This window comes from Pectobacterium sp. A5351 (genome assembly GCF_028335745.1).
Taxonomy (GTDB): Bacteria; Pseudomonadota; Gammaproteobacteria; order Enterobacterales; family Enterobacteriaceae; genus Pectobacterium.
The window spans coordinates 2820029-2847024 of the sequence record NZ_CP116477.1 but is presented as its reverse complement, the minus strand read 5'-3'; the positions used below and the strand labels follow the sequence as shown (position 1 = coordinate 2847024).

Here is a 26996-nt window from a genome sequence, read left to right as displayed (position 1 = left end):
GAATGCCACAGTGGCTGAAGATAGCGATCTGGAAAAAACAGAAGCCCCCACACCCCAAAAGGAGGAAAAGGCGCGTGAAGAAGGCCAGATCCCACGATCGCGAGAGCTGACCTCTGTTCTTATGATGATCGCCGGATTGGCTATTTTGTGGGTGGGAGGTGATGCGATGGCTGGTCGATTGGCCAGAATTGTTTCACAATCGTTAAATTTCGATTACGCAACGATTGGTGATGATACTCAGATGCTACGGCATGTTGGCTCATTACTGCGTCAGGCCGTATCGGCGTTGATGCCTATTATGCTAGGGGCTGTGTTGGTTGCACTGTCTGCGCCTTTGCTGCTTGGTGGGATATTATTTAGTACCAAGGCATTAAAGGTTGATTTCAAAAAGTTAAATCCTATTTCTGGGCTGAAACGATTGTTTTCCGCCCAATCACTGGCTGAGCTTTTCAAGGCAATATTGAAATCCGTCATGGTCGGGATCATTAGTACCTTGTTCTTGATTCATAACTGGCCGAAAATATTGCATCTGGTATCCGAAGCGCCGATTGCAGCATTAGGCGATGCTCTTGAATTGGCCGTAATGTGTGGCTTTCTCATTATCATGGGCCTTATTCCGATGGTTGCTTTTGATGTGTTTTGGCAAGTCTGGAGCCACATCAAAAAATTGCGGATGAGCAAGCAGGAAATTCGTGATGAACATAAACAGAACGAAGGCGACCCTCACGTTAAAGGTCGTATTCGTCAGCAGCAGAGAGCCATTGCTCAGCGTAGAATGATGGCGGATGTGCCTAAGGCTGATGTGATTGTCACTAACCCAACACATTATGCAGTAGCATTACGTTATGATGAGAAAAAAATGAATGCGCCGAAAGTAGTGGCGAAAGGGGGCGGCGAGATCGCGTTGCGTATTCGTGAATTGGGAGCTGAACATCGCGTTCCTATTTTAGAGGCACCACCGTTGGCACGAGCGCTATTTCGTCATTCCGAAATCGGAGAGCACATTCCGGCCGCGTTGTATGCTGCTGTTGCAGAAGTCTTAGCTTGGGTTTATCAACTGAAACGCTGGAAGCGGGAAGGCGGATTAATTCCTAGAAAACCGAAACATCTACCAGTGCCGGATGCACTGGATTTTGCTAAAGAGAATACTACTGATGGCTAATTTGGCTTCTTTGCTTCGTTTACCGAGTAATATGAAAGGTGCTCAATGGCAAATATTAGCCGGACCTATACTGATCCTGCTTATACTTTCTATGATGGTATTGCCGCTGCCGCCATTTATTCTGGATCTGTTATTTACTTTCAACATAGCACTATCCATCATGGTATTGCTGGTCGCGATGTTTACTCAACGGACGCTGGAATTTGCTGCATTCCCTACGATCCTGTTGTTTTCTACGTTACTGCGGTTGTCACTCAACGTTGCATCTACCCGTATTATTTTACTGGAAGGTCATACCGGTACTGCTGCAGCTGGGAAGGTTGTTGAAGCGTTTGGCCACTTTTTGGTTGGTGGGAATTTCGCCATAGGTATTGTGGTCTTTATCATTCTTGTCTTAATCAACTTCATGGTTATCACTAAAGGTGCTGGACGTATCGCTGAAGTTGGTGCCCGTTTTGTTTTGGATGGTATGCCAGGCAAGCAGATGGCTATCGATGCCGATCTTAATGCTGGGATAATCGGTGAAGAAGAGGCGAAAAAACGCCGTGCTGAGGTAACGCAGGAGTCAGACTTTTACGGTTCAATGGATGGTGCCAGTAAATTCGTGCGCGGCGATGCAATCGCTGGACTGATTATCATGGTCATCAACATTGTTGGTGGATTGATCGTTGGCGTCGCACAGCACAACATGCCAGTAGGGCAGGCAGCAGAAAGCTACACGCTGTTGACTATTGGCGATGGTCTGGTTGCTCAGATCCCTGCTCTGATTATTTCTACTGCAGCGGGCGTTATTGTTACTCGCGTGAGCACCGATCAGGACGTTGGCCAACAGATGGTCACTCAGCTATTCAACAATCCACGTGTTATGGTGTTGAGTGCGGCTGTCATTGGGCTTATTGGGCTGGTTCCCGGAATGCCTAATTTTGTCTTTCTGCTATTTACTGCATCTTTGTTAGGGCTTGCCTGGTGGATGCGTGGTGAACAGCAAAAAGAACCCGAGATGCAACCTATACCAGCAGCGATGGAAAAGCATCAGATTATTGAAGCCAACTGGTCTGATGTACAACTTGAAGATCCGCTGGGTATGGAAGTGGGATATCGCTTGATCCCAATGGTTGATGCGCAGCAAGATGGCGAATTATTGGGCAGAATTCGTAGTATCAGGAAGAAGTTTGCTCAGGAAATGGGGTATTTACCACCAGTTGTCCATATCCGGGATAATTTGGAGCTGCAACCTGCCAGCTATCGCATATTGATGAAGGGCGTTGAGATAGGGAGCGGTGAGGCTCACCCTGGTCGTTGGATGGCGATCAATCCGGGTAATGCGGTTGGCTCTTTATCTGGAGATATCACGCAGGATCCTGCATTTGGGTTGCCAGCGGTCTGGATTGATAATGCTCTAAAAGATCAGGCTCAAGCTCAGGGGTTCACGGTCGTAGAGGCAAGTACCGTGGTGGCGACACACTTGAACCACTTAATTGCATTACACGCCAGTGAACTATTTGGAAGACAAGAAGCTCAGCAATTGATGGATCGTGTTGCGCAGGAAATGCCAAAATTGACAGAGGATTTTATTCCTGGTGTAGTGACGTTAACGACCTTGCACAAGGTTTTACAAAATCTGCTCAGCGAGAGAGTTTCTATTAGGGACATGCGCACTATTATGGAGACATTAGCTGAGCATGCGCCAGTACAGCCAGATCCTTATGAGCTTACCACGGTGGTTCGAGTTGCTTTGGGTCGTGCTATCACTCAGCAGTGGTTCCCAGGAAACAGTGAGCTTCAGGTTATCGGTCTGGAAGGATCGTTGGAGCGCCTTCTGTTGCAGGCGCTTCAGGGGGGAGGCGGCCTTGAACCAGGGCTTGCCGATCGTCTGCTTGAGCAGGCGAAACAAGCGCTACAGCGGCAGGAAATGTTGGGGGCTCCGCCAGTTCTGCTTGTGAACCACGCTTTACGTGCTTTACTTGCTCGGTTCCTGCATCGTAGCTTGCCGAACATGGCTGTACTTTCTAATTTGGAAATCAGCGACCATCGCCAGATCCGTATGACATCGATTATAGGAGAAGCTCAGAAATGAGGAGGGGGACACGCTTTATGACAGTAGCTGTGCTGACGCTTCCATTTTGTGCCATTGCGACACCAGGTAGTTGGAACGGAAGCCAGCCTGGAATAAAGCTTGATTACCGCGGCGAAATGGTTACGACATCACCTTTTTATCCTAACATTATTGTTAAGCCAGATGAAACTATTACGACAATATATTGGCGGCATCTCATTGATTCCACTATACCTTCTGGGCTTGTCGTTAAACTCTGTTCACAGTCGCCACAGCGCTGTGTTGATTTAGGCGGAAGTGGTGACGGACAAACTCAGGCATTTGAGGGATTGTCGGCTAACAATGAGTTTCGTTTTGTCTATTACATTGCAGGGAATGGACGCATTAATCATACATTCAGCGTTCGAACGATCGATATTGCGGTAAATTATAAGTAGCTGATTTAAATGATGAGAAGTCTCTGCTGAAATACAGAGACTTTTAGAGTGTGATTTTCCTGCCGCCTACTGTTACCCCCTTAGACTGACCATCAGGACCATACAGTCCCTGGTGACGGGGCTTCAGTATATTTATGGCTTCATTGGTATACGCAATATGCCGACCAAGCAGAAGACCATTGTGCTTATTTTGATCATTCAAGCGTCTGGTTACCTCTTGAACCTGCTGCCAGTAAGCAGACAGCTTTTCAATACCGTCATAAGGTGCTTGCAGCTTAAGTGCTGATTCGATTGCGTGACGTCGTGTTTCCAAATGCTGCATTGTTGCCAGCAAGGATGTTTTCTTCTCTGTCACTTGTTGCAGAGCAATACTGTTAATATTGCCTGCGCAAAGTAATGTTTGCTCTTCAGACATAACCCCATCAAGCTCATGCAGGTTATCCAGCAGTTGCTCCAGAATAGATTGCAGATTTTCCATAAGTGTTAATTACCTGCTAAAAAATCCTGCGTTTCTTTAAGCAACGCATCTGCAATTTTTCCGGCATCAATGTTAAGTGAGCCATCACGAATGGCCTGTTTCAAGGTTTCAACGCGGTTCATGTCAATGTCTTGCGTACCTGGCTGCATCAATTTTGCCTGCGCGTCGCTCAGTTTTACCTGCGTTGCGCTGACTTCAGATTGAGCTTCAGCCTGTTTGCGTTTGGTTTTCGCGATATCGCTAGATTCACGTTGCTGAACTTGACTGACCGGCTTCAGTGACTGTGTGCGATCAATACTCATAATACATCTCTCTGATTTGAGGATAAACAGTTAATCATCAATGTGTTACAGAATGCTCGCCACATTGGTGTTCAGTTTTAAAACATCGGCAGTAATGACTATGTAAGTATCATCGGCAAACATGAGCAAATCTTTAATTAATTACTGAGAGATCAGAATAATCCCATCTTCGCTCGTGATTCCGCTGACTATTTGTCCATTTGCCGTTCTGACTCTGACGGCTTGTCCGGTTGCGGCGTTATTCATGGCTTTTCCTTCACCATTAATCGTGAAACCTTCCCCTTGAGCGATAATCTGCACCGACTGACCTGCCTTTACAACCCAGGCGCGTCTGATCATGGAAGCGGTAATAACCTGTCCAGGGGTAAGATCGCGTAAAAGCACCGCCCCTTGGGCACCTTGTAACGTCAGTATAGGGCGCAGCGGTAATAAATCGAGCCTGCCTTTTGTTAAACGAATATCTTTTTCCGTCAGCGTTGTTCCACGGTTTATCGGTCGTGAACTAGTGACATAATTCCCTGTTACCTGAACTTCGGTTTGGATGAAGCGGCGCTGCTGTCCACAGCGTACAGATAGGCTCACATTACCCCACATTTTCGTATTCCCGGGCAATGTAATCTGGGGAGCTTCACACTGTGGCCACTGCGATTCTGGTGATTTTATCACAACGTTAACGGTATTCGTGCTTCCTTGAAAGCGTGAGGCAAAAAATTGATTAATCTGTGCCGGAAGGTCGTTTGCATTGACAGATGTACACAGGATGAAAAAACAGGACGTCGCCAGGCAGAGATAATAATAGATTGTTTTCATTCCAGTTCAGCTCTCCTGATTCCGATTATGTCGGGCATAAGTGTAACCATGTCAGCGTAAGGTTAAGGCAATAAATAGCGCTGCATTTGGTGTCTATTCGTTCGATGGCATAGCCATAATGAGAATTATCCTACCTACTCCAAATTCTAACTTGCGGAGGGAGCATGCTTGATAAATTAGACGCCTCGTTGCGGTTTCAGCAGGAAGCGTTGAACTTGCGTGCCCAGCGGCAGGAAATTCTGGCCGCGAATATTGCTAATGCGGATACGCCAGGCTATCAGGCCAGGGATATCGATTTTGCCAGCCAGCTCAGTAAAACCATGGAGCAAGGGCGGGTGAACGGTACGGGTATCGCGCTGAAAACAACGTCTGTACGGCATATACCAGCACAGAATTTTCAGCCGCCGGAACTTGATTTGCTCTATCGCGTACCCGATCAGCCTGCATTAGACGGTAATACGGTCGATATGGACCGGGAACGCACTAATTTTGCCGATAATAGCCTGAAATATCAAACCAGCCTGACCGTTCTGGGCGGACAGATTAAAGGCATGATGTCAGTCTTGCAGTCAGGTTCATGATCGTAGCGCGATGGGAAGGTAAAGATTCATGTCGTTATTAAACATATTCGAAATTTCAGGCTCAGCGCTTTCAGCGCAATCTCAGCGCCTGAATGTGAGTGCCAGTAACCTTGCTAATGCAGACAGCGTAACGGGCCCTGATGGCGAACCCTATCGTGCCAAGCAAGTTGTATTCGAAGTGAATGCCTCTCCTGGACAGTCAACGGGCGGCGTGCGCGTTGCGAATGTTATTGACGATCCATCGCCTGCCCGTCTGGTTTATGAACCGGGTAATCCGCTGGCGGATGGACAGGGGTACGTTCGCATGCCGAATGTTGACCCAGTAGCTGAGATGGTAAACACCATTTCTGCATCACGTAGTTATCAGGCAAACGTCGAAGTCTTGAATACGACAAAATCGATGATGCTGAAGACGTTAACGATCGGGCAATAATCGGGAGACGAAATAATGTCTGTAACCATTAATGATACTTCCTCGGCAACGAAAACACAGAGTACATCGAGTGCTTCGTCGACATCGACGATAGAGAAGAACAGCAGTGCCGACCTACAGAATCAGTTTTTGACACTTCTGGTTGCGCAGTTGAAGAATCAGGATCCGACGAACCCGATGAGCAACGATCAGTTGGTAAGCCAACTTGCTCAGCTCAATACGGTGAGCGGCATTGAAAAATTGAATACCACACTGGGTTCTATCTCTGGCCAGATCAATAACAACCAATCTATGCAGGCAACAACGCTGATTGGGCATAGTGTCATGATTCCAGGAAAAGACATTCTTGTAGGTAAAGAAACCAGCACGCCATTTGGTGTGGAACTGGAGAAAGCCGCAGAAGTGGTTACCGTCACCATTAATGATGCGACGGGTAAAGCCGTCCGTACTATCGAACTAGGTACGCTTTCTGCCGGTGTTCACTCATTCAACTGGGATAGTAAGCTTTCTGATGGTTCGGTTGCACCTGATGGGGCTTATACCTTCACTGTCGCTGCCAGTACGGGTGGCGCACAGCAGGTTGTTCAACCATTGAGTTATGCGGTGGTCAATAGTGTCGTTCGCGGCGAGAGCGGTGCCTTGCTGGATTTAGGACTGCGTGGCAGAGCCACCATGGACGATGTCAGGCAGATTCTGTAACGCTATAAATTTCACATTATTCCAGTGAAACGCACGACCTGGAATATGACTTAATCAATTCATCTGGAGAACGACATGGGTTTTTCTCAGGCGGTCAGTGGCTTAAACGCGGCATCTAATAACCTGGATGTTATCGGTAATAACATCGCTAACTCAGCAACAGTGGGTTTTAAATCCGGTACTGTCACATTTGCCGATATGTTTGCAGGTTCTAAAGTGGGTATGGGTGTGAAGGTTGCATCGGTATTGCAAGATTTCGGCAATGGTACCGTAACTTCCTCTTCACGAGATCTGGATATCGCGATCAGCGGCGGCGGTTTTTATCGTCTGCAAGATACCAATGGTTCCATCTATTACAGCCGTAATGGTCAGTTTATGCTGAACGGTCGTAATATCGTTAACGCTCAGGGGATGCAATTAACCGGGTATCCGACTGCGGGAACGCCGCCAGTTGTTCAAACGGGTGCCGACCCAGTACCGCTGACTGTTCCGGATGGAGACATGTTGGCGAGCCAAACAACAACGGCGTCAATTATCGCTAACCTGAAATCTTCAGATTCGGTTCCAACGAGCTCCTGGGCTACAACGCCTGGTGCTGAAGGTACGTATAACAGTAAGACTGCGCTGACAACCTATGATAGTCAGGGGAATGTGCACAACTTCACGCTGTACTTTGTTAAAACAGCAGATAATACTTGGCAAACTTATGCCAAGGATGACTCTGTTAGCCCAGCAGTTTATCAAAATGCAGGAACACTGAACTTTGCTTCTAATGGTGCGTTAACGGGGCATACACCTTTCAATATCGACCTCACCGGGACTAACGGTGCGGCGAATGGGAAGTTTACGCTTAATTTGACTGGCAGCGTGCAGCAAAATACAGAATATAGCTATAAGAGCCCAACCCAGAACGGTTTTGCTCCAGGATCGCTGACCGGTTTTGCTATCAATGATGATGGCACGATCGAAGGTAGCTATAGTAACGGTCAGAAACAGGCGCTGGGTCAGATCCTGCTGGCTAGCTTTGCCAACCCAGAAGGTTTGTCACCTGAAGGTGATAACGCTTGGTCTGAAACAGCAAGTTCTGGTCAGGCGGTAGTTGGTCTGGCAGGTTCTGGGAGCCTGGGTAAGCTGATCGGCAAATCCACCGAAAGTTCGAACGTTGATCTGAGTAAAGAGCTGGTCAACATGATTGTTGCGCAGCGTAACTACCAGTCGAATGCGCAAACCATCAAAACGCAGGATTCCATTCTGCAAACGCTGGTTAGCCTGCGTTAATTATCCTAACGGGGACATTGCATGGATCACGCGATTTATACGGCAATGGGTGGCGCGAGCCAGTCATTGGAAAAGCAGGCGATTACTGCGAACAACTTGGCGAACGCCTCAACGCCGGGGTTCCGGGCACAGCTCTCAGCACTGCGTGCTGTACCGGTCAATGGGCTGACATTGCCTACCCGTACGCTGGTTGTTGCCTCTACGCCTGGTGCTGATATGACCGAAGGCGTGATGAATTATACGGGTCGTGCAATGGATGTCGCTTTACCGAAAGAGAGTTGGTTAGCCGTGCAGACGGCTGATGGCGGTGAAGCGTACACCCGTAATGGTAATATGGAGATCAATGCTGATGGGCAACTGACCATCCAAGGGCGTATTGTGATGGGCGACGGTGGGCCGATTGACGTGCCGCCGCAGGCTCAGATCAGCATTTCTCCTGATGGCACGATTTCCGCTCTTAATGCAGGGGATCCGCCAAATACAATTGCTCAATTGGGGCGTTTGAAGCTCGTCAAGGCTACCGGGCAAGAAGTCGAACGGTCTGATGACGGATTATTTCGCTTGACACAACAGGCTCAGCAGCAACGTGGTAATGTTCTGCAAAACGACCCCTCTGTGCGTATCATGCCGGGGGTGATTGAGGGCAGTAATGTGAACACGGTCGATACTATGGTCGATATGATTGCTAATGCTCGTCGTTTTGAAATGCAGATGAAAGTCATTAGCAGCGTCGACGATAATGCACAACGCGCTAATCAGATATTAGCAATGAGTTAAGCGCCGGGTGCGCACAGGAGTGAATAAATGATCCGTTCTTTGTGGATTGCAAAAACCGGCTTAAATGCTCAGCAAACCAATATGGACGTTATTTCCAATAACTTGGCAAACGTCAGCACCAACGGTTTCAAGCGTCAGCGCGCGGTATTTGAAGACTTGATGTATCAAACCGTTCGTCAGCCCGGAGCTCAGTCTTCAGAGCAAACCATGCTGCCGTCCGGCTTGCAGTTAGGTACTGGTGTTCGCCCGGTATCAACAGAGCGTATTCATACTCAAGGGACGTTTTCCGAGACGGGTAACTCTAAGGACGTTGCGATTAAAGGTCAGGGGTTCTTTCAGGTGCAGTTGCCTGATGGTACAACGGCTTACACGCGTGACGGTGCATTCCAGCTTGACGGCAACGGCCAGTTAGTGACGTCTAGTGGCTATCAGGTTCAGCCAGCCATTACCGTTCCCGCAAATGCGACGGAATTGAATATCGGTCGTGACGGTATTGTCAGCGTTAAGGTTCAGGGGCAGACGGCAACAAACCAGATTGGCCAACTTACACTGACAACCTTTATTAATGATAGTGGTCTTGAGAGCATGGGTGAAAACCTGTATCTGGAAACCGCGAGCTCAGGTGCGCCGAATGAAACAAACCCAGGTTTGAATGGCGCAGGTCTGCTGTATCAAAAATATGTCGAAACTTCCAACGTCAACGTGGCTGAGGAATTGGTATCGATGATTCAGACTCAGAGAGCCTATGAGATCAACAGTAAAGCAATTTCTTCTTCTGACCAAATGTTGCAGAAATTGACCCAGTTGTAATGGGTAATCCGCTAATGCCAGGCGCGATAGCGGGTTCTGGTAGCCTGATGTTGGGCAGTATAGACAGTGTTTAACGGGATGATGATGGCTATAAGCACCAGACAGATGGGCATTTTGGCTTTGATTTATCCCGTGAATATGTGAAATAGATTAATTTAAGGCGATATCCGCAGTGATAATGAATGCAAAGTCGGTTATCAAACCACACCGCCGACCCCGTCTGTTGGCATTGATCACAATGTTAGCACTTAACGGTTGCGCCTATATTCCGCATGATAAAGTTGTCACTGGGCCTACGACAGCCCAGCCTGCATCGCCAGTATTAGCGGGTCCCAATGGTTCTATTTTCCAAACCGTGCAGCCGATGAATTATGGCTACCAGCCGATGTTTGAGGATCGCCGCCCACGTAACATTGGTGACACACTGACTATTGTGCTGCAGGAAAACGTCAGCGCCAGTAAAAGTTCATCTGCTAATGCTGCTCGTAATGGCGCCTCAACGTTTGGTGTGGCGACGACGCCACGCTATCTCGATGGGCCGTTAGGCAATAACCGCGCGGCATTGAATGCGACTGGTACGAATGATTTCACCGGGAAAGGTGGCGCTAACGCCAATAATACATTCAGTGGCACCATCACGGTCACGGTGGGGCAAGTGCTGGCCAATGGCAACCTACAGGTCGTTGGCGAAAAACAAATTGCCATTAATCAGGGAACTGAGTTTATCCGTTTCTCTGGGGTCGTTAATCCGAGGACGATTAGCGGTAACAACTCAGTGCCATCAACTCAGGTTGCGGATGCGCGCATTGAATATGTCGGTAATGGCTATATTAATGAAGCGCAAAACATGGGCTGGTTACAGCGGTTCTTCCTCAATGTTTCTCCGTTCTAAGCTTAAGAGGCCTGCCATGCGGATTGCATCATTTTTCACTGTACTGCTGATGTTACTGACGCTGAATATTGCTCCCGCGTCGGCAGAGAGAATTCGCGATCTGGTTAATATCCAAGGCGTACGTGGTAATGCGTTGATTGGTTACGGTTTAGTCGTTGGATTGGATGGTTCTGGTGACCAGACCATGCAGACACCGTTTACCACGCAAAGCTTAACTAACATGCTTTCCCAGTTAGGGATCACCGTTCCTGCCGGAACTAACATGCAACTGAAGAATGTGGCGGCCGTGATGGTAACTGCGGAACTTCCACCTTTCGGCAGAACAGGCCAAAATATTGATATCGTGGTGTCTTCACTCGGTAACGCGAAGAGCTTACGTGGCGGGACGCTGCTGATGACTCCACTAAAAGGGGTAGATAACCAGGTGTATGCCCTGGCTCAGGGGAACGTTTTGGTTGGCGGTGCCGGCGCTTCTGCTGGTGGAAGCAGTGTTCAGGTTAACCAACTTGCAGGCGGTCGAATCAGCAATGGTGCCGTGATTGAGCGAGAATTGCCAAGCACGTTTGGCACATCAAATACGATAATGTTGCAACTGAAGAACGATGATTTCTCGATGGCGCAGAAGGTGAGTGATGCGATCAACCGTTCTGGATACGGTGGTACAGCAAGCCCATTGGATTCACGGACTATCCAGGTGCTTGCCCCGCATGGTAACAGTTCCCAGGTTCGTTTTTTAGCCGATATCCAGAATATTGAAGTTAACGTTGGTATTCAGGACGCCAAGGTTATTATCAACTCTCGTACCGGTTCTGTCGTGATGAACCGTGATGTTACCTTGGATAGCTGTGCTATCGCTCAGGGTAACCTTTCTGTGACGATCAATCAGCAAGCCAATGTGAGCCAACCTAATACCCCATTTGGTGGAGGCCAGACGGTGGTAACGCCGCAAACAGAGATATCGGTTCAGCAAGCTGGCGGCGCTTTACAGCGAGTTAATTCTAGTGCCAACCTCAACAATGTTGTGCGTGCACTGAACTCTCTGGGCGCTACCCCGATGGAGCTGATGTCTATTTTGCAGGCGATGCAAAGCGCTGGCTGCTTGCGTGCCAAATTGGAAATTATCTAATGAGTGATATACAGACGCTGAATAATGCGGCCTATGATGTGCAGTCTCTGAATACCTTAAAACGTGACGTTTCAGGTAACCCTCAAAGTAAAGAGGGCATTAAGGCTGTCGCGCAACAAATGGAAGGCGTCTTTGTGCAATTGATGATGAAAAGTATGCGTTCTGCGATTCCGCAGGACGGGCTCTTCAACAGCGATCAGACGCGTCTGTATACTTCAATGTATGACCAGCAAATTGCTCAAGAGATCTCAACCAAGGGCAAGGGACTCGGGCTTGCAGATGTTATGGTTGAGCAATTGACTCGGCAATCACCTGATGTCGCGACTGCTAAAGCAACGGCACCTTCTGTTCCATTAACGTTCGATAGCGCAGTGCTCAAAACCATGCCAATCGCGGCAGTTGAGCAGATGGTGCGTAAAGCGCTGCCTAAACTGCCCAATACAGGTTCAGCTTTGCCGTTATCCAATAGTAATTTTGTGTCTCAGCTTTCATTGCCTGCACAGATTGCCAGCCAGCACAGCGGCATACCTCACCATCTTATTATTGCCCAAGCGGCTCTTGAGTCTGGTTGGGGGCAGCGTGAAATTCCTACTGAAGATGGGAAACCGAGCTACAACCTGTTCGGTATTAAGGCTGGCAGTAGTTGGAATGGGCCGACAACAGAGATCACCACGACAGAGTATGAGCAGGGCGTTGCTAAAAAAGTAAAAGCTAGCTTCAGAGTATACGATTCCTATATTGAAGCTATTGGTGACTATGTGAAATTACTCACTAATAACCCTCGCTACTCCGCAGTGGTGAATGCCGGAACGGCAGAGCAAGCCGCGCATGCGTTACAAAAAGCGGGCTATGCAACGGATCCACAATATGCCCAAAAACTGGTTAACATGATCCAGCAAATGAAGAATTCTGGCGAGAAAGTGGCGAAAGTATACACTCACGATTTGAGTCGCCTCTTTTGATTTTTTTATTCAAGATTTTCGCTTCCTAACCGATAAAGTAATTAACTTATGTAGCGTATTTGCTGCTTTCAACATTTGGTTAATCGCACGGGGCGACAAAAACCTGTGTAAAAGGAACAACACCCAATGTCCAATTTAATTAATACCGCGATGAGTGGCTTGAAAAGTGCACAGATTGCGCTGAGCACGGTGAGTAACAACATTAGTAATCAGGCTGTTACTGGGTATAGCCGCCAAAATACGATACTCGAACAAGCGATTAGCAGCAGCACAGCGGCTGGATATATTGGTAATGGTGTCAATGTTGTTAGCATCAATCGTCAATACAATGAGTTTATCACCAATCAATTACGTGCTGCGCAAACAACAAGTAGTTCTGTTTCTACCTATTACGAACAGATTTCCAAGATTGATAATCTGCTGGCCAGCAGTACAACCAGCCTTTCATCGACGATACAGGATTTCTTTTCGAACTTGCAGAATCTCACCAGTAATTCCGGCGATTCGTCAACTCGCCAGACGGTTCTCGGTAAAGCTGAAGGTTTGGTCAACCAGTTTAAAGTTACGGATAAATATTTGCGTGACATGGACAGCGGTCTGAATACTCAGATTCAAAGCACTGTTGGCCAGATTAATACATATACTGAACAAATTGCGTCTTTGAACAATGAAATTACGAAGCTAATGGGCGCAAATAGCGGCGCGATGCCTAACGATTTGCTCGATCAACGCGATCTCCTGGTCGACCAGCTCAATAAATTAGTCGGTGTTGATGTTACTATTCAGGATAACGTTATTTACAACGTTTCATTAAAGAATGGTGCTAATCTGGTTCAGGCTGGCACGAGCAACCAATTGGTGGCCACCGGTTCGAGCAGCGATCCGACTCGTCTAACTATCGGGTATAAAGACCAAACGGGCGATGTTGTTGCACTGAATGAGAGCACTTTAACGGGCGGTTCATTAGGCGGGTTGCTTTCTTTCCGTAAAGAAACGTTGGATGAGGCTCGTGGTCAGTTAGGACAACTAGCTCTGGCATTCGCTGATGCATTTAATGCTCAACACCAGCAAGGTTATGACCGTGATGGCGTTAAAGGCGGCGATTTCTTCTCTTTTGGTAAAGCTGTTGCTCTGAATGACAGCAAAAATGGCGGCAATGCAACGTTAACGCCATCCTACACCAGTACGAAAGACGTACAGGCAACCAACTATGCGATTAAATATGATGGCGCTAGTTGGCAAGTGACACGTTTGTCTGACAACTCAAAATTCACGGCTGCAGTGGATACTACTGATAATAGCTTGAACTTTGATGGCATCAAGATGACTATCACGGGAACGCCTGCAACGAACGACAGTTTCCTGCTCAAGCCGGTTAATGACGTAATTATTGATATGTCTGTGGCTATTTCTGATCCCAGCAAAATTGCGGCGGCGTCCGTTAAGCTTGACGATTCTGGCAATCCTGTTGTGGATGCAAGTGGTAACCCTGTGTTTGGTGGGGTTAGCGATAATACCAATGCTAAAGCATTACTTGCGCTGCAAAATGAAAAGATTGTTGGCGGTAAGGCTAGCATTTCCGGAGCCTACGCAAGTTTGGTCGGAGAAATTGGTAACCAGACCAGCACCCTGAAAATAAACAATACATCGCAGCAAAATGTTGTTAAGCAATTGACAGCAGAGCAGCAGTCTGTATCAGGGGTGAACCTTGACGAAGAGTACGGCGATCTGATGCGCTATCAACAGTACTATATGGCAAATGCTCAGGTCATCAAAACAGCACAATCCATATTTGATGCCCTTTTAGCCGCTCGTAGCTAGTCTGACCATTTAAGAAAGAGGAGTTAACACCATGCGCTTAAGCACCAGCATGATATATCAGCAAAATATGCAAGGCATTCTGAATGGTCAGGCTACGTGGCAAAAAACAGGTGAGCAACTTTCAACCGGTAAGCGAGTTGTTAACCCATCTGACGATCCGATTGCTGCGGCGAGCATTATTATGCTTGGCCAGGCTCAGTCTGAGAACAGCCAATACACGTTGGCACGTACATTTGCCAAACAAAGTATGTCTCTGGAAGAGTCTATTTTGGAGAAGAGCACGACAACAATTAGCAGCGCATTGACCGAAGTCGTCAAAGGCGGTGGTGTTCTGAGTGATGATGATCGTAAATCGGTTGCAACTTCTCTACGTGGTATGAAAGCTGAGTTATTGAACCTGGCGAACAGCACTGATGGCAATGGTAATTATATTTTTTCTGGTTATGAAACCGATACACCTCCTTTTGTTGATAGTGCCACCGGTGTTCAGTACGTCGGAGGAAATCAGGGTATTTCACAGCGTGTTGATGCAGCTCGAAATATGACGGTTAGCCATGTTGGTTCTGCGGTGTTCAATGGAATAACTGCCGATGCTCAGAAAGAGCCTGATGGTAGTATTCAATCAGATCTATTTAAAACACTCGATATTGCAATCAACGCGCTTGAGACACCTCTTTCCGGTGCTGATGATGCAACAAAGGCAGGATTGGCCGCTGCCTTAGAAACTGCAAGTCGTGGCTTAAAAAATACATTTAATAATATTTCAGCTGTCCGGTCCGAATTAGGTATCCAGCTCAATGAAATTGATAATCTTGACGCTGTCGGCAAAGATCGTGATGTTACGAATAAAGCGACACTATCGCAGTTGCAGGACGCTGATTGGTATGAGGCTATCTCGTCTTACATCATGCAGCAGTCTTCTCTGCAGGCCTCCTATACGACTTTCCAGAACATGCAGGGTATGTCATTATTCCAGATAAAATAGTAGTCATAGAAAATATTTATCTATTCTACTTACGGTTTGAATACGCTTAAACCGGGCGTATTTTTTAGGCATGTCATTCTTTTGATTATATTGAATGACATGCCATTTTTTATTCCTTCCGATCTCAACTTCCTACATTTTCCCTGCTATTTCTTTTATGTAATATTTATTGGATGGGTTTAGCTGCCGTCGGTGTGATTGTAAGCGTACACCGTGTAGATTTATGTGTGATTATTTTAAGTGTGGCCGTTCGAAATCGCAATCTACGTATTGATATAGCGATATGGTTCAGTACTGGCCTGACTTTAGGTTAATACATCACTTAATGTTTGCCTATGACAGGATAATTAGGAGCTTGATAATTGACTAAGAATATCTGCGAGTAAATCAAAAACCTCGCTGAATAAATGTTCTGCGAAGGGCGGAATTAACGGAAGTAATAAACCTAGCGTCATGATTCCTACTGTAAGGGTAATCGGGAAGCCAACGACAAATATCGAGAGTTGGGGGGCGACGCGATTAAGCATGCCTAATGCCAGGTTGATGGTTAGTAATAGCGTTATGATTGGTAGTGCCAGCATCAATCCGTTAATAAAAATCAGTCCACCAGCACGTGCAAGGGCAAGAAAGGCATGGCTGTTAATAGGATTGGCACTGATAGGCAGAGTATAGAAACTATCTGCTAATAAAGAAATCATCCAGAGATGTCCATCAAACGTTAGAAACAGCAAGATGGCGAGAATATTCAGGAAACGCGCTATGACCGGCATATTGGGGCCGCCCGTTGGGTCAAAAAAGGTGGCAAATGCAAGCCCCATCTGTAACCCAATAAGTTCGCCAGCATGGCGAATAGCGGCAAACGCTAACTGCATCGACAGACCGAGAGTAACACCGATGAGAATTTGCTGTATTAATAGCCATATGCCGGCTACAGAAAAAATAGGGGTGGTGTTTAATGGTAAATAGGGGGCAACGAGTAGGGTGATCAGTGCGCCCAGACCAATTTTCACCCGGTTACCAACCGCTCTTTCATTAAACACTGGTGCAGTAGTAATCAAAGCAAGAATTCTCACAAAGGGCCAGAAAAACTGACTGACCCAATTCACCATGTCCCAACTGTTAAATGTCAGCATGCTTACCCAATAATATTAGGTAACTGGCCGAATAGCGTACGCATGTAGTCCAGCATGAGGTTTAACATCCAGGGGCCAGCGATCACTAAGGTGAAGAATACGGTGAGGATTTTAGGGATAAACGACAGTGTCATTTCGTTCACCTGAGTTGCAGCTTGTAAGAGGCTGATAGTCAGCCCGCTGAGCAGTGCCGCTATCAGCGGAGGTGCAGCGAGTGCCAATGCGACCTTCATTGCTTCATAGCCAAGCGCCATCACCGATTCTGGTGTCACAGTCGCATTCCTCTATTCGTCTAACTATAGAAACTTTGGGCTAATGAACCGAGTAGCAGTTGCCAGCCATCGACTAATACAAAGAGCATGAGTTTAAAAGGCAAAGAAATGGTTGCCGGAGGAACCATCATCATCCCCAGAGCCATCAATACACTGGCAACGACGAGATCGATGATCAGGAAAGGGATAAATATAGTAAAGCCGATCTGGAAAGCGGTTTTTAGTTCACTTGTCACAAATGCAGGGAGAAGTACACGCATAGGCACTGCTTCAGGTCCCTGAATCTCTGGAATTTCAGCCAGCCTGGTAAACAACGCCAGATCGGTTTCCCTGGTTTGCCGAAGCATGAACTCACGTACAGGTTCTGCACCGCGTTCGATGGCGACTTCCATGCTGATTTGATCCTGGCTTAAGGGAAGATAGGCTTCTTCATAAACACGGTTTAATACTGGCGACATAACGAAAAATGTCAGAAAAAGCGTCAACCCTAATAATACCTGATTCGGTGGCGCGGTTGGTGTACCCAGAGCATTACGCAACAAACTCAGGACAATAATAATCCGTGTAAAGCTGGTCATCATTAACAATGCAGCAGGAATAAACGTTAATGATGTGAGGAAAACCAGCGTTTGTACTGATAGCGTCCAGTTCTGCCCACCGTTAGGGAGCGGCTGAGTCACAATACCTGGAAGCTGTGCCCACACCGATGGTGCCAGAAGCAATAAACTCATGGCTAAACTATAGCGTAGCCTGCGAAGCAGGACAGTGATACGAAAATAATTAGGTAAGACACTCATTCCGACTTTTCCGGACGCTTTAAAACTTTCTTTAACAGTTGGTTGAAATCTACTGGTTTGGCATCTCCAGCAGATGAACTGTCGTTGGTTGGTTGTGCCGGGAGAGTATGCAGTGGCGTAATTTGCTGAGCCGTAACACCTAACACCAGCCAGGTATTATCAACTTCTACAATAACGACGCGCTCGCGTTGCCCAACGGGGCAACTAGATACTACTTTTAGCAACTTGTTTTGCTTGGCTTGAGGCGCAAATCCTAGTTTGCGAACTAGCCAAGCAATTAGCAGGATAAATAATAAAATGCCAGCAAGCACACTACCAACCTGTGTCAGTAACATGCTACCGGTCAGTGGTGGCTCAGTAACAAGCGTTGACTGCTGACTTGCCACTGGCGTCGGTGATGATAGCGAGGCTATTGCCATTAACGACTCAGACGGCGCATACGTTCGGATGGTGTGATGATATCAGTAATACGCACACCATACTTGTCAGATACGACGACAACTTCACCCTGAGCGATCAGATAGCCATTGATCAAAATATCCAGCGGTTCGCCTGCTAAGCCATCAAGTGCGACAACAGAGCCCTGGGTGAGGCGCAGAAGTTCTTTTATCGTCATTTTAGTCCGGCCAAGCTCAACGGTGAGTTTGACAGGAATATCCAGGATGAGATCGATATCCTGTAAGGCGCCTAGCGGATCATGACCTTCCAGCGACTTGAAAATGCCTTCGGTTGTCGCGGCCGGTTTTTCTGCAGCCTGTTGCTCGTTAAATGCATCAGCCCACAGATCGTCCACTGATTCCTTGTCGTCGGACGGTTTCTTGGTGTCACTCATGGGGCTGTTCCTCGTTATCCAGAGAATTCAATATAGGGTTAATCAAATGTTCAACACGTAGAGCATATTGCCCGTTCAACGTGCCATATTGGCTGGTCAGCACCGGCACGCCGTCAACATGGGCAACGATTTTGTCAGGTTTGTCGATCGGTAACACATCGCCGGGTTGGAGCTTCAGAATCTTGGACAATCGCAGTGGGATATCAACAAAGCTTGCGACCAGTTCCAGTTCGGAATGCTGTACCTGCTTGGCTAAGGTGTCTCGCCAGCTCTGATCTTCCTGACGTGAGTTTTCCAATGGTGGGTTCGCCAGCAGTTCGCGCAGCGGCTCGATCATTGAAAAAGGAATACAGATATTAAATTCGCCAGTCAATGAGCCGATTTCAACATGAAACGGTGTAGTCACGACGATATCGTTAGGCGACGTTGTGATATTAGTAAACTTGACCTGCATTTCTGAGCGTACGTATTCGATGTCAAGTTTGTAAATCGCATTCCAGGCTTCACCATAGGCTTCGAGAGCCAAGCGTAACATACGCTTAACCACACGCTGTTCTGTATGAGTAAATTCACGACCTTCAACTTTCGTCGGAAAGCGCCCATCGCCACCGAAAAGGTTATCTACGGCGATAAATACCAGACTTGGTGAAAATACAAATAGCGCAGTACCGCGTAGCGGTTTTAAATGAATCAGATTCAGGTTTGTCGGTACGGGAAGGTTCCTGGCAAACTCATGGTATGGCTGGATCTTGATTCCACCTACGGTGATATCTGGGCTACGACGTAACAGGTTGAACAATCCCATACGGAATTGGCGCGCAAATCGCTCATTAATGATTTCTAATGCCTGTAAACGTTCACGAATAACTCGTCGTTGCGTATTCGGATCGTAGGGTTTAACGCCACCATCCGCTTTTGACGACGCATTCGCGTCAGCGTCGTTATCGCCGCTGTCACCGTTTAATAGTGCATCAATTTCTGCTTGTGAAAGAATGCTATCGCCCATAATGGTTACCGCAGTATAAAGGCCGTGAACAGAACATCAGTAACGACCTGGTTAGGTTGACCAGGAACTAATGGTGGGCTTAGCACTTGCTTAATTTGCTCTATCAGATTCTGTTTGCCTTGCTCATTAGCGAGCGCAATCGCATCCTGACGAGAAAGTAACAATAACAGTCTGCTGCGAACCTCTGGCAGATAATTAGTAAACCGTGTACGTGTTGCTTCATCGGGTAAGCGCAAAGTGAACCCCACATACAGCACGCGATCAGGGTCATTATCTGCATTGACGAGATTAACGGTAAAGGTATCCAGCGGCATGAAAACAGGCTCTGGCGGAGGAGGGGCTTCCTGCTCGGCCGTTGCTGCGTTTTTCTGATTTAATAGCCACCAGGCGGCGCCCGCAGCACTAGTCGCAGCGAGAGCAACGATAATCAGTAATATTAGCCAAATAGACCGTTTACGTCCTGGTCGAACTTGCATATCAGACATAGCCAAAGATAGTTCCCGTTACTTATCGATATTTATTGCTGGATGAAACAGACAATAAATAAATGCGTAATATCGATGATTATCCTGCCTATTGTCATGTTCAATACAGAGAATAGACAGGGAAAACCGTGCCAACTTATTCGTTTACTTCAGTTTCAGGCAAAGATATCAAGGCCGTTGACCGATGATGCCATTGAGCTTAATTGTTCTGGTACGTTTAATAATTCACTCGTGCCTTCTGTTGAATGACCAAACTGCTGCTGATAAGACGAACCACGGTTATTGCCGTCGTTATTATTACTTGCCATTTGCTGTTGCCAGGCAGAGGAATCACTGCCTACACTGCTCTGGCCAAGGCTAATTCCACTTTCTGCCATCGCATTACGCAGGTGGGGAAGCGCGGCTTCCAACGCTGAACGAACCTGACTGTTAGCTGAAACCAGATGAATTTGTGCCTGATTATCATCAATTTTTAGGCTGATATGCAGGGCGCCCAGTTCCTGCGGATTTAAGCGTAGCTCCGCGGTTTGCTGCCCATTACGGCTGAACATAACTATCTGCTGGCCCAATGCGTCTTGCCATTGCGGTGAACCAAAGGGAGCATTCAACTGCGTGCTTGCTGCCTGAGGGGCTGGTGTAGTTGTCCCCACCGATGCTGGCTGAACATGCATAGCCTGTGCAACAGACGGCGTGGTCTGAGACACGTTATTATTTAAGGCTGAAACCGACTCAGATGCATTGCGATCGCCCGCAAGGGACGCTGGCGTCGTTAGCGCAAACTTTGTAGCCTCATCCGCAGACTCGGTTGCTGCCGATGCGGTTTGCTTGCCCGCATGACGCAGATCGCGTGATAGGCCTGCGTCTTTATCCGCCATTACTGATGTGTCGAGCAACTTTGCCAACGTATTTTTGGCGTTCTCATTCGTATTGTTTAGAATTGATGCTGGAGTTTCAGTCTGGCGTTTGGCGTCAATGAACCCCGGAATCGTTAACCCCGTATTTACGGCAGTCGCGGCGATACTATCTGCGGCAGGCTGCACAGGAAGCTGCGTTGTTTGTAACATGGCAAGCAGTGCCTGCATAGCACTAGCGTCGTCTGTTATGCTGTCGCTATCTTTTTTATCCAGCCCTTTTAGCTTAGCCTGTTCTGCGATTTCTGGATTTTGCTTGCCCGCTGTAATGGCTGCCCCACTCAGAGAGTTAAATGAAGAAAGCAGCGTATTTAAATCATCAGGGCTGAGGGAAGCACTATCTTTCCCTAAAGCGCTTAGCAGAGCCTCTTCGTCGACTTTATCGAGCGTTTTTTTATCTGATGTATCGGCTATTTGCGATATGCGTTTGCTCAACAGATCAACAAAATCTTTTGGTAGCTCGCCCTGTGTCAGCAGAGAAGCAGAAGAACTGCTCGTATCGCTGGCAGTAGTAACTATGGGTAACGCGGACAGATTCATGATTCTGCTTTCCTCTGTGAGGCCCGTTGGGCAAATTCATCCATTTGTTTTTGTTCTATTTTATTTTCTTTGGCAAGTTGTCTTGTCAGTTCGCGATCTTGCAGTTTCTCAAAGGCATTCAATCGCTGCTGTTTTTCTTGCCAGGCCTTCATTGCTAAATCTAAACGTGATGTCCACTGCGAGAGCTGTTGTCGGTGTTGCTCAATTGCACTGTCCAGCGTTCGGATGAACTGCTGATAATTTTGCCAGCTATTATTCGCCATACCAGCAGACATCGTCGAGTTCAATTTTTGACGATAGTCATCCTGATAGTTTAACAGCATATTGAGCTGCTGCTCTGCCTGTTGATGCGCCTGACGCACCTGTCCCAACTGGCCTGCTGCTTTCTCAACGTCCTTCTGCGCCAGTTCGCGTAGTGTAACCAGCGGTGACTGGGTTTTCATCTGCTCTCCTACTCGTTACGAGGGAAAATAGTGTGCAACGCCTGGCAAGATTCTTCATAGTTACTTTGTTCAAACATACCCTGCTGCAAGAAGGCTTCCAGATGTGGATAGAGCCGAATTGCTTTGTCGAGCATAGGGTCACTGCCTGCGGCGTAGGCACCAACACTGACTAAATCACGGTTACGTTGGTAACTGGATAATAACTGTTTAAACTGCCTTACAGAAGCATAGTGGGCTTCATCTATCAGCGCGGTCATTGCACGGCTAATCGAGGCTTCAATATCAATTGCCGGATAATGGCCAGACTCAGCCAATTGGCGGGACAACACAATGTGTCCGTCCAGGATAGCACGAGCGGAGTCAGCGATTGGATCCTGCTGATCGTCACCTTCTGTTAGAACAGTATAGAAGGCGGTGACTGAACCACCTCCATGAATACCATTACCTGCGCGTTCTACCAGCGCGGGTAATTTGGCGAAGACAGAAGGGGGATAACCCTTGGTTGCCGGCGGTTCGCCAATGGCTAAAGCAATTTCACGCTGTGCCATGGCATAACGCGTGAGCGAATCCATAATGAGCAGAACGTGGTATCCACGATCGCGAAAATCTTCCGCAATACGTGTGGCATACGCCGCCCCCTGCATCCTTAATAAGGGAGAAACATCCGCTGGTGCAGCAATAACGACGGAACGTGCACGTCCTTCTGTACCTAAAATATTCTCGATAAAATCTTTTACTTCTCGACCACGTTCACCGATAAGACCAACAACGATGACGTCAGCTTGAGTATAGCGTGCCATCATCCCCAACAGCACACTTTTACCTACCCCTGAACCAGCAAACAGACCCATTCTCTGCCCCCGGCCTACAGTGAGGAGGGCGTTGATAGCGCGCACACCCACGTCCAGAACACTTTCGATGGGGGTTCTCTGTAATGGATTGAACGGCGGAGTAATCAATGGTGCACGATAGCCTGTATCCGGTGCGGGTAAACCATCCAGCGGTTTTGCGCTACCATCCAGCACCCGACCAAGCAGTTCAGGGCCTAATGGTAATTGTTTTCCCTGGCTGCTGCTATCCTGACCAACGCGGGCATAAACGCGTGCGCCAGGGGTAATGCCTTCAACTTCTTCCAGTGGCATGAGAAAGAGTTTTTGCCCGTTGAAACCGACAACTTCACTCTCGATTTCTTCAACCTGAGAACCATTCTGCCGTTCGATAAGACAGGTGGCACCCAGTGGCATATGCAACCCTGTCGCTTCCAATACTAAGCCAGTTGCCCGGGTTAAGCGGCCGTAACGACGCACCGACGGTGTGTCGTCAATACGCTTCTCAAATGAATCGAGAGAAGAAAGCCAGCGTCCGAGGCGTGAAGTCATCATAACTCTCCCGGTGCGGCTAAACGGCAAAGCTCGTGCCAGCGAGTTGCCAGGCTGGCATCCAGATCGCCTTCTTCCGCGCTGACTTTACAGCCGCCAGGGTGAAGTTGGCTATCAGCAAGCAATCTCCAGCCATGCAGGCTGAGTGTTGGGCCTAAATACTGTTCAACGCGTTCTAGATCAGAAGGGTGAACACGTAGTTGCGTTTTACCCGAGAACATTGGTTCTTGCTGAATCAATTGCTGTATCTGACCGAGCAGCGCGTTACCATCGCAGACCGGAGGTTGCCCCAAAATCTGCTTCGCTGCGGTCAGAGCCAACTGCATCAGACGTGCTGGAATCACGCTGTCGAGCGTATCCAGCGTCTGTTGAAATTCGGTGACCATATTCTGCATCTGTTCGATGAGCGGTTGCTGCTGCTGTAAGGTGTTCTGCAGGCCCTGCTGTTGCCCCTTGGCTAAACCTTCCTGATAACCTGCGTCATAGCCTTGTTGATGGCCTTGTGCGAAACCGGCTTCTCGCGCTTGCTGCATTGCATTGTCACGCAGAGATGCTAGCTCCTCCTCTGCGATTGAAAGGACGTTTTCTTCAGCGGAACGCTCCATTTCAGGCACATCTGGCTCGTCATTGACCTGATAGGTTGAACTGACAGGCTTTGAAACGGGTTCAGCCAGATCGTTGAGCTGCCAAGGCTGCCAGGCCAAGTTTTTGGGGGCGTTAGACATAGGCATCCTCGCCGCCACCGATAATCATCTCGCCGCTGTCTGCCAGGCGACGAACGATAAGCAGAATGGCCTTCTGTTCGTTTTCGACTTGAGACATACGTACCGGACCGCGAGTTGTGAGATCGTCGCGAAGGATTTCTGCAGCACGCTGAGACATGTTGCGCAGGAATTTCTCGCGCAAAGGCTCTTCCGCACCTTTCAATGCCAACAGCAGGGACTCGGACTCGACTTCTTGCAGAAGGCGCTGGATGCTGCGGTCGTCGACGTCCACCAGGTTTTCGAATAGGAACATTTCGTCGATGATTTTCTGTGCCAGTTCGCCATCGAACTCACGTACGGCATCAATAACCGCTTCTTCCTGTTGAGTTTTCATCAGGTTGATAATCTCAGCAGCAGTACGAACTCCACCCATCTTGCTGCGCTTGAGGTTTTGACCATCCAGCAAGCCATTCAGAACGTCTGTCAGTTCCGCCAGTGCGGAAGGTTGAACACCGCCGAAGGTCGCAATACGTAGCATGACGTCATGGCGAAGGCGTTCGTCAAACAGGGCTAAGATATCGGCAGCCTGAGCGCGTTTCAGATGCACCAAAATGGTTGCGATAATCTGTGGGTGTTCGTCGCGGATAAGGTCTGCGGCAATCTGTGGCTCCATGAAGTTGAGCGTTTCCATTCCACTTGTCGAGTCGCGGCTCTCCAGAATATCTTCCAACAGGCTAGATGCCCGCTCTTCACCAAGGGCTTTGACAAGTACTGAGCGAAGATAGTCGCTTGCATTCACGCTGAGAGCAGCATATTGCTCTGAGTCAGCCTCAAATTCTCTCAGGATTTCGAGCAGTTGCTGTTGTGATACCTGTCTCATGTTCGCCATTGCGGAACTGAGATGTTGTACTTCTTTCGTCGAAAGATGAGTAAAAACTTCTGCAGCGCGGTCTTCGCCAATGGTCATCAATAAGATGGCGCTTTTTTCTGTTCCTGTCAGGTTCATAGTTCAGTACTCATCCATTGGCGAATTACCAAGGCGACAACGCGTGGATCGTTCTCTGCCATTTCACGTATGCGGTTACTTTGCATTTCTGCATTAACGCGTTGCTGCGATTTCCGCTGCTGCTCAACCTCTGAGCTACTGAGGTTAACCATAACATCCTTGTCTGCATCTTGAGACCGTGCTGCTGCCAGAGCTGCTTCTTGCTGCTGCGCTTTTCTCTGCAATTGCGGGCGAACCAGTTTACGCCATAGAATCCAGGCAACGATCAGAACCAGCAGCCAACGACCAGCTTCCATCAGGAGGTCGAAGAATGCCTGTTTTTGCCAAAAGGGGAGTTCGCCAGAGCCGTCGGTGCTGTCCATAAATGGCGTATTCACGACATTCAATGTATCACCGCGTTCAGCAGAAAAGCCCATGGCTTCACGTGCTACCGTTTCAATCTGTTTAATCTGTTCTTCCGTCAGTGCAACTGGTTTGCCATCCTCACCAGGAGGTTGGTAGTTAACGATAACGGCTGCAGACAAACGCTTCACACCACCTGTGCTGTGTTTGGTATGTAAAATCGTCTTGTCGACTTCATAATTGGTAGTTGCATCATTGCGAACATTTGATGTCTGGATAACGGTGTTAGCATTTGCCGCATTAGCTTGTGCACCCGTTGCATTGTTTTGGTTTTGTTGGCCTGCCTGATTGTTCGCATTGGTATTATTTGGCTGAGTCGCGATAGGGGCTGTCGGAGCCGGTGCAGGCTGATTAGTTAATGCACCAGGGACACCACCTACATTTGGGCCGCCTCGTTGCTCACTTTGACTGGTTTGCTGAGAGCGAACGGCCGCTTTATCTGGCGGTTGATTCGGTTGATACTGCTCGTCAGTTTGTTCGCGGGCAGAGAAATCAATTTGTGCGGTGACTTGAGCATGCACGTTACCCATACCGACCATGGGCGCGATGATTGATTCTATGCGACGCTGGTACATTGCTTCGACTTCGTTGCTGTACTTAAGCTGTGCGGCATTCAGATCGCGGCCACTGCTGCCCGCCTGGGTTAACAGACGTCCGGTTTGATCGACGACCGTAACATTATCCGGCGGCAGGCCAGCAACACTACTGGAAACCATGTAAACGATAGAATTGATTTGTCCTTCATCTAGCGCACGACCAGGCTGTAACGTCAGGGTGACAGAAGAAGAGGGGGCTTTTTGCTCACGAACGAACAAAGAAGGTTTCGGTATAGCAAGATGTACTCGGGCATTCTGAACGGGGCCGAGTGTTTCTATCGTTCTGGACAACTCACCTTCCAGCGCACGCTGGTAATTAATCTGCTCGCTGAATTGACTGATACCAAATTTTTCCTGATCGAGCAATTCAAAGCCAACTGCGCCGCCTTTTGGCAGTCCCAGTTGAGCAAGCCTGAGCCGGGTTTCATAGACATTCTCGGCGGGAATCATGATCGCTCCGCCGTTCTCCGCAAAACGGTAAGGAATATTCAGCTTGGTTAATTCGCTGACAATAGCACCGCCGTCTCGGTCATTTATATTGCTATAAAGAACGCGATAATCTGGACCTTTGGCCCATAGCGTCAATGCAACGACAATGGCAATCGTCGCGGCTGCTGCGATCAATAGCGGGATCTTCGGATTGGCGCGTAACCGGTTGAGTATTTCGCCAAAGCTATTTTTACCGGTAGCGGAGCCGGTTAATGAGGCGTTCATACTCTATCTCTGCTTGGTTGTTGAACGATATACTTAACGTTGTGACGTGACAAAACAGAACTCCCTGATTGCGCAATCAATAAAACATTTCGCCTACATTTATCGGCATGTCATTATTTTCCGTAAAAGAAAAATCGATGGGTCGATAAGGTGGCATTTTCCACGCT

The 26996-nt window shown here is 48.0% G+C and carries 30 protein-coding genes; 14 read left to right on the top strand and 16 right to left on the bottom strand.

Features of this window, described 5'->3' with window-relative positions:
* Window positions 1-10: 10 nt before the first annotated feature.
* From flhB to O1Q74_RS13200, 3 genes are read left to right on the top strand one after another with little or no spacing between them, the layout of a single operon-like run.
* Window positions 11-1162 carry a flagellar biosynthesis protein FlhB gene (gene flhB / locus O1Q74_RS13210; RefSeq protein WP_271873720.1) on the top strand — a complete coding sequence of 384 codons (1152 nt, stop codon included), beginning with the start codon at window positions 11-13 and terminating at the stop codon, window positions 1160-1162.
* Window positions 1155-3239: a flagellar biosynthesis protein FlhA gene (gene flhA, locus O1Q74_RS13205; RefSeq protein WP_271873719.1), complete on the top strand. Its 2085-nt coding sequence runs from the start codon at window positions 1155-1157 to the stop codon at window positions 3237-3239. The genes flhB and flhA overlap by 8 nt, the downstream gene beginning before the upstream one ends.
* A gap of 17 nt (window positions 3240-3256) precedes the next feature.
* Entirely contained in the window at window positions 3257-3655 is a 399-nt protein-coding gene (locus O1Q74_RS13200) for a flagellar protein FlhE (protein ID WP_271873718.1), read from the top strand.
* Window positions 3656-3698: 43 nt separating this feature from the next.
* Here the strand turns inward: O1Q74_RS13200 and O1Q74_RS13195 are convergent, their stop codons facing one another.
* The 3 genes from O1Q74_RS13195 to flgA form a co-directional block, all read right to left on the bottom strand.
* Window positions 3699-4133, bottom strand: coding sequence for a flagella synthesis protein FlgN (locus tag O1Q74_RS13195; RefSeq protein ID WP_271873716.1), 435 nt, complete (start codon window positions 4131-4133; stop codon window positions 3699-3701).
* 5 nt (window positions 4134-4138) lie between these two features.
* Entirely contained in the window at window positions 4139-4435 is a 297-nt protein-coding gene (gene flgM / locus O1Q74_RS13190) for a flagellar biosynthesis anti-sigma factor FlgM (RefSeq protein WP_271873715.1), read from the bottom strand.
* Window positions 4436-4576: 141 nt separating this feature from the next.
* Window positions 4577-5245 carry a flagellar basal body P-ring formation chaperone FlgA gene (gene flgA / locus O1Q74_RS13185; RefSeq protein ID WP_271873713.1) on the bottom strand — a complete coding sequence of 223 codons (669 nt, stop codon included), beginning with the start codon at window positions 5243-5245 and terminating at the stop codon, window positions 4577-4579.
* 164 nt (window positions 5246-5409) lie between these two features.
* Here flgA and flgB point away from each other — a divergent pair, with 164 nt between their 5' ends.
* From flgB to flgL, 11 genes are all read left to right on the top strand, one after another.
* Entirely contained in the window at window positions 5410-5826 is a 417-nt protein-coding gene (gene flgB / locus O1Q74_RS13180; RefSeq protein WP_015840802.1) for a flagellar basal body rod protein FlgB, read from the top strand.
* A gap of 28 nt (window positions 5827-5854) precedes the next feature.
* Entirely contained in the window at window positions 5855-6259 is a 405-nt protein-coding gene (flgC, locus tag O1Q74_RS13175) for a flagellar basal body rod protein FlgC (protein WP_271873710.1), read from the top strand.
* A gap of 15 nt (window positions 6260-6274) precedes the next feature.
* Window positions 6275-6958, top strand: coding sequence for a flagellar hook assembly protein FlgD (flgD, locus tag O1Q74_RS13170; RefSeq protein ID WP_271873708.1), 684 nt, complete (start codon window positions 6275-6277; stop codon window positions 6956-6958).
* Between the two features lie 75 nt (window positions 6959-7033).
* Window positions 7034-8236, top strand: coding sequence for a flagellar hook protein FlgE (gene flgE / locus O1Q74_RS13165; RefSeq protein ID WP_271873706.1), 1203 nt, complete (start codon window positions 7034-7036; stop codon window positions 8234-8236).
* A 21-nt stretch (window positions 8237-8257) separates the two neighbouring features.
* Entirely contained in the window at window positions 8258-9013 is a 756-nt protein-coding gene (locus tag O1Q74_RS13160; protein WP_271873704.1) for a flagellar basal body rod protein FlgF, read from the top strand.
* 27 nt (window positions 9014-9040) lie between these two features.
* Entirely contained in the window at window positions 9041-9823 is a 783-nt protein-coding gene (gene flgG / locus O1Q74_RS13155; protein WP_271873703.1) for a flagellar basal-body rod protein FlgG, read from the top strand.
* A gap of 178 nt (window positions 9824-10001) precedes the next feature.
* The gene (locus O1Q74_RS13150) at window positions 10002-10715 is read left to right on the top strand and encodes a flagellar basal body L-ring protein FlgH (RefSeq protein WP_271878922.1); all 714 of its coding nucleotides are present in this window, start codon (window positions 10002-10004) and stop codon (window positions 10713-10715) included.
* A gap of 16 nt (window positions 10716-10731) precedes the next feature.
* Complete coding sequence (locus O1Q74_RS13145) at window positions 10732-11841, top strand: flagellar basal body P-ring protein FlgI (RefSeq protein WP_271873702.1); 1110 nt, start codon at window positions 10732-10734, stop codon at window positions 11839-11841.
* Complete coding sequence (gene flgJ, locus O1Q74_RS13140; protein WP_271873701.1) at window positions 11841-12803, top strand: flagellar assembly peptidoglycan hydrolase FlgJ; 963 nt, start codon at window positions 11841-11843, stop codon at window positions 12801-12803. The genes O1Q74_RS13145 and flgJ overlap by 1 nt, the downstream gene beginning before the upstream one ends.
* Before the next feature lie 126 nt (window positions 12804-12929).
* On the top strand, window positions 12930-14624 hold the full coding sequence (gene flgK, locus O1Q74_RS13135) for a flagellar hook-associated protein FlgK (protein ID WP_271873700.1): 1695 nt from the start codon (window positions 12930-12932) through the stop codon (window positions 14622-14624).
* Window positions 14625-14655: 31 nt separating this feature from the next.
* A complete protein-coding gene (gene flgL / locus O1Q74_RS13130) occupies window positions 14656-15609 on the top strand; it encodes a flagellar hook-associated protein FlgL (RefSeq protein ID WP_271873699.1) in 954 nt (317 codons plus the stop codon).
* Window positions 15610-15956: 347 nt separating this feature from the next.
* Here flgL and fliR read toward each other — a convergent pair whose 3' ends face one another.
* From fliR to fliF, 13 genes are all read right to left on the bottom strand, one after another.
* Window positions 15957-16742, bottom strand: a complete 786-nt coding sequence (fliR, locus tag O1Q74_RS13125) for a flagellar biosynthetic protein FliR (RefSeq protein ID WP_271873697.1) — start codon at window positions 16740-16742, stop codon at window positions 15957-15959.
* A 2-nt stretch (window positions 16743-16744) separates the two neighbouring features.
* A complete protein-coding gene (fliQ, locus tag O1Q74_RS13120) occupies window positions 16745-17014 on the bottom strand; it encodes a flagellar biosynthesis protein FliQ (RefSeq protein WP_011093293.1) in 270 nt (89 codons plus the stop codon).
* Between the two features lie 20 nt (window positions 17015-17034).
* A complete protein-coding gene (fliP, locus tag O1Q74_RS13115) occupies window positions 17035-17745 on the bottom strand; it encodes a flagellar type III secretion system pore protein FliP (RefSeq protein WP_271878921.1) in 711 nt (236 codons plus the stop codon).
* 62 nt (window positions 17746-17807) lie between these two features.
* On the bottom strand, window positions 17808-18230 hold the full coding sequence (fliO, locus tag O1Q74_RS13110; protein WP_271873692.1) for a flagellar biosynthetic protein FliO: 423 nt from the start codon (window positions 18228-18230) through the stop codon (window positions 17808-17810).
* Window positions 18230-18643: a flagellar motor switch protein FliN gene (gene fliN / locus O1Q74_RS13105; RefSeq protein WP_015840788.1), complete on the bottom strand. Its 414-nt coding sequence runs from the start codon at window positions 18641-18643 to the stop codon at window positions 18230-18232. Before fliN ends, fliO begins: the two co-directional genes overlap by 1 nt.
* Window positions 18636-19649, bottom strand: a complete 1014-nt coding sequence (gene fliM / locus O1Q74_RS13100) for a flagellar motor switch protein FliM (protein WP_271873689.1) — start codon at window positions 19647-19649, stop codon at window positions 18636-18638. The genes fliN and fliM overlap by 8 nt, the downstream gene beginning before the upstream one ends.
* A gap of 5 nt (window positions 19650-19654) precedes the next feature.
* Entirely contained in the window at window positions 19655-20134 is a 480-nt protein-coding gene (gene fliL / locus O1Q74_RS13095) for a flagellar basal body-associated protein FliL (RefSeq protein ID WP_271873688.1), read from the bottom strand.
* A 155-nt stretch (window positions 20135-20289) separates the two neighbouring features.
* Complete coding sequence (locus O1Q74_RS13090) at window positions 20290-21585, bottom strand: flagellar hook-length control protein FliK (protein ID WP_271873686.1); 1296 nt, start codon at window positions 21583-21585, stop codon at window positions 20290-20292.
* On the bottom strand, window positions 21582-22028 hold the full coding sequence (gene fliJ, locus O1Q74_RS13085) for a flagellar export protein FliJ (RefSeq protein WP_225085076.1): 447 nt from the start codon (window positions 22026-22028) through the stop codon (window positions 21582-21584). Before fliJ ends, O1Q74_RS13090 begins: the two co-directional genes overlap by 4 nt.
* 8 nt (window positions 22029-22036) lie before the next feature.
* Window positions 22037-23407 (bottom strand): flagellar protein export ATPase FliI, encoded by a 1371-nt coding sequence (gene fliI, locus O1Q74_RS13080; protein WP_271878919.1) that lies wholly within the window; start codon window positions 23405-23407, stop codon window positions 22037-22039.
* Window positions 23407-24132 (bottom strand): flagellar assembly protein FliH, encoded by a 726-nt coding sequence (gene fliH / locus O1Q74_RS13075; RefSeq protein ID WP_271873684.1) that lies wholly within the window; start codon window positions 24130-24132, stop codon window positions 23407-23409. Before fliH ends, fliI begins: the two co-directional genes overlap by 1 nt.
* Window positions 24125-25117, bottom strand: coding sequence for a flagellar motor switch protein FliG (fliG, locus tag O1Q74_RS13070; RefSeq protein ID WP_271873683.1), 993 nt, complete (start codon window positions 25115-25117; stop codon window positions 24125-24127). The genes fliH and fliG overlap by 8 nt, the downstream gene beginning before the upstream one ends.
* Window positions 25114-26829: a flagellar basal-body MS-ring/collar protein FliF gene (fliF, locus tag O1Q74_RS13065; protein ID WP_271873681.1), complete on the bottom strand. Its 1716-nt coding sequence runs from the start codon at window positions 26827-26829 to the stop codon at window positions 25114-25116. Before fliF ends, fliG begins: the two co-directional genes overlap by 4 nt.
* Between the last annotated feature and the right edge of the window lie 167 nt (window positions 26830-26996).

Coding starts and splice junctions, on each gene's coding strand:
- O1Q74_RS13200 (WP_271873718.1), top strand. CDS start 3,257: ATGACAGTAGCTGTGCTGACGCTTCCATTTTGTGCCATTGCGACACCA.
- flgA (WP_271873713.1), bottom strand. CDS start 5,245: ATGAAAACAATCTATTATTATCTCTGCCTGGCGACGTCCTGTTTTTTC.
- flgJ (WP_271873701.1), top strand. CDS start 11,841: ATGAGTGATATACAGACGCTGAATAATGCGGCCTATGATGTGCAGTCT.
- O1Q74_RS13150 (WP_271878922.1), top strand. CDS start 10,002: ATGAATGCAAAGTCGGTTATCAAACCACACCGCCGACCCCGTCTGTTG.
- flgD (WP_271873708.1), top strand. CDS start 6,275: ATGTCTGTAACCATTAATGATACTTCCTCGGCAACGAAAACACAGAGT.
- flgE (WP_271873706.1), top strand. CDS start 7,034: ATGGGTTTTTCTCAGGCGGTCAGTGGCTTAAACGCGGCATCTAATAAC.
- O1Q74_RS13145 (WP_271873702.1), top strand. CDS start 10,732: ATGCGGATTGCATCATTTTTCACTGTACTGCTGATGTTACTGACGCTG.
- O1Q74_RS13195 (WP_271873716.1), bottom strand. CDS start 4,133: ATGGAAAATCTGCAATCTATTCTGGAGCAACTGCTGGATAACCTGCAT.
- fliI (WP_271878919.1), bottom strand. CDS start 23,407: ATGACTTCACGCCTCGGACGCTGGCTTTCTTCTCTCGATTCATTTGAG.
- O1Q74_RS13160 (WP_271873704.1), top strand. CDS start 8,258: ATGGATCACGCGATTTATACGGCAATGGGTGGCGCGAGCCAGTCATTG.
- flgM (WP_271873715.1), bottom strand. CDS start 4,435: ATGAGTATTGATCGCACACAGTCACTGAAGCCGGTCAGTCAAGTTCAG.
- flgK (WP_271873700.1), top strand. CDS start 12,930: ATGTCCAATTTAATTAATACCGCGATGAGTGGCTTGAAAAGTGCACAG.
- fliJ (WP_225085076.1), bottom strand. CDS start 22,028: ATGAAAACCCAGTCACCGCTGGTTACACTACGCGAACTGGCGCAGAAG.
- fliN (WP_015840788.1), bottom strand. CDS start 18,643: ATGAGTGACACCAAGAAACCGTCCGACGACAAGGAATCAGTGGACGAT.
- fliF (WP_271873681.1), bottom strand. CDS start 26,829: ATGAACGCCTCATTAACCGGCTCCGCTACCGGTAAAAATAGCTTTGGC.
- fliG (WP_271873683.1), bottom strand. CDS start 25,117: ATGAACCTGACAGGAACAGAAAAAAGCGCCATCTTATTGATGACCATT.
- fliL (WP_271873688.1), bottom strand. CDS start 20,134: ATGTCTGATATGCAAGTTCGACCAGGACGTAAACGGTCTATTTGGCTA.
- flgC (WP_271873710.1), top strand. CDS start 5,855: ATGTCGTTATTAAACATATTCGAAATTTCAGGCTCAGCGCTTTCAGCG.
- flgB (WP_015840802.1), top strand. CDS start 5,410: ATGCTTGATAAATTAGACGCCTCGTTGCGGTTTCAGCAGGAAGCGTTG.
- fliR (WP_271873697.1), bottom strand. CDS start 16,742: ATGCTGACATTTAACAGTTGGGACATGGTGAATTGGGTCAGTCAGTTT.
- fliP (WP_271878921.1), bottom strand. CDS start 17,745: ATGAGTTTATTGCTTCTGGCACCATCGGTGTGGGCACAGCTTCCAGGT.
- flgG (WP_271873703.1), top strand. CDS start 9,041: ATGATCCGTTCTTTGTGGATTGCAAAAACCGGCTTAAATGCTCAGCAA.
- flhA (WP_271873719.1), top strand. CDS start 1,155: ATGGCTAATTTGGCTTCTTTGCTTCGTTTACCGAGTAATATGAAAGGT.
- fliH (WP_271873684.1), bottom strand. CDS start 24,132: ATGTCTAACGCCCCCAAAAACTTGGCCTGGCAGCCTTGGCAGCTCAAC.
- fliO (WP_271873692.1), bottom strand. CDS start 18,230: ATGGCAATAGCCTCGCTATCATCACCGACGCCAGTGGCAAGTCAGCAG.
- O1Q74_RS13090 (WP_271873686.1), bottom strand. CDS start 21,585: ATGAATCTGTCCGCGTTACCCATAGTTACTACTGCCAGCGATACGAGC.
- flgL (WP_271873699.1), top strand. CDS start 14,656: ATGCGCTTAAGCACCAGCATGATATATCAGCAAAATATGCAAGGCATT.
- fliM (WP_271873689.1), bottom strand. CDS start 19,649: ATGGGCGATAGCATTCTTTCACAAGCAGAAATTGATGCACTATTAAAC.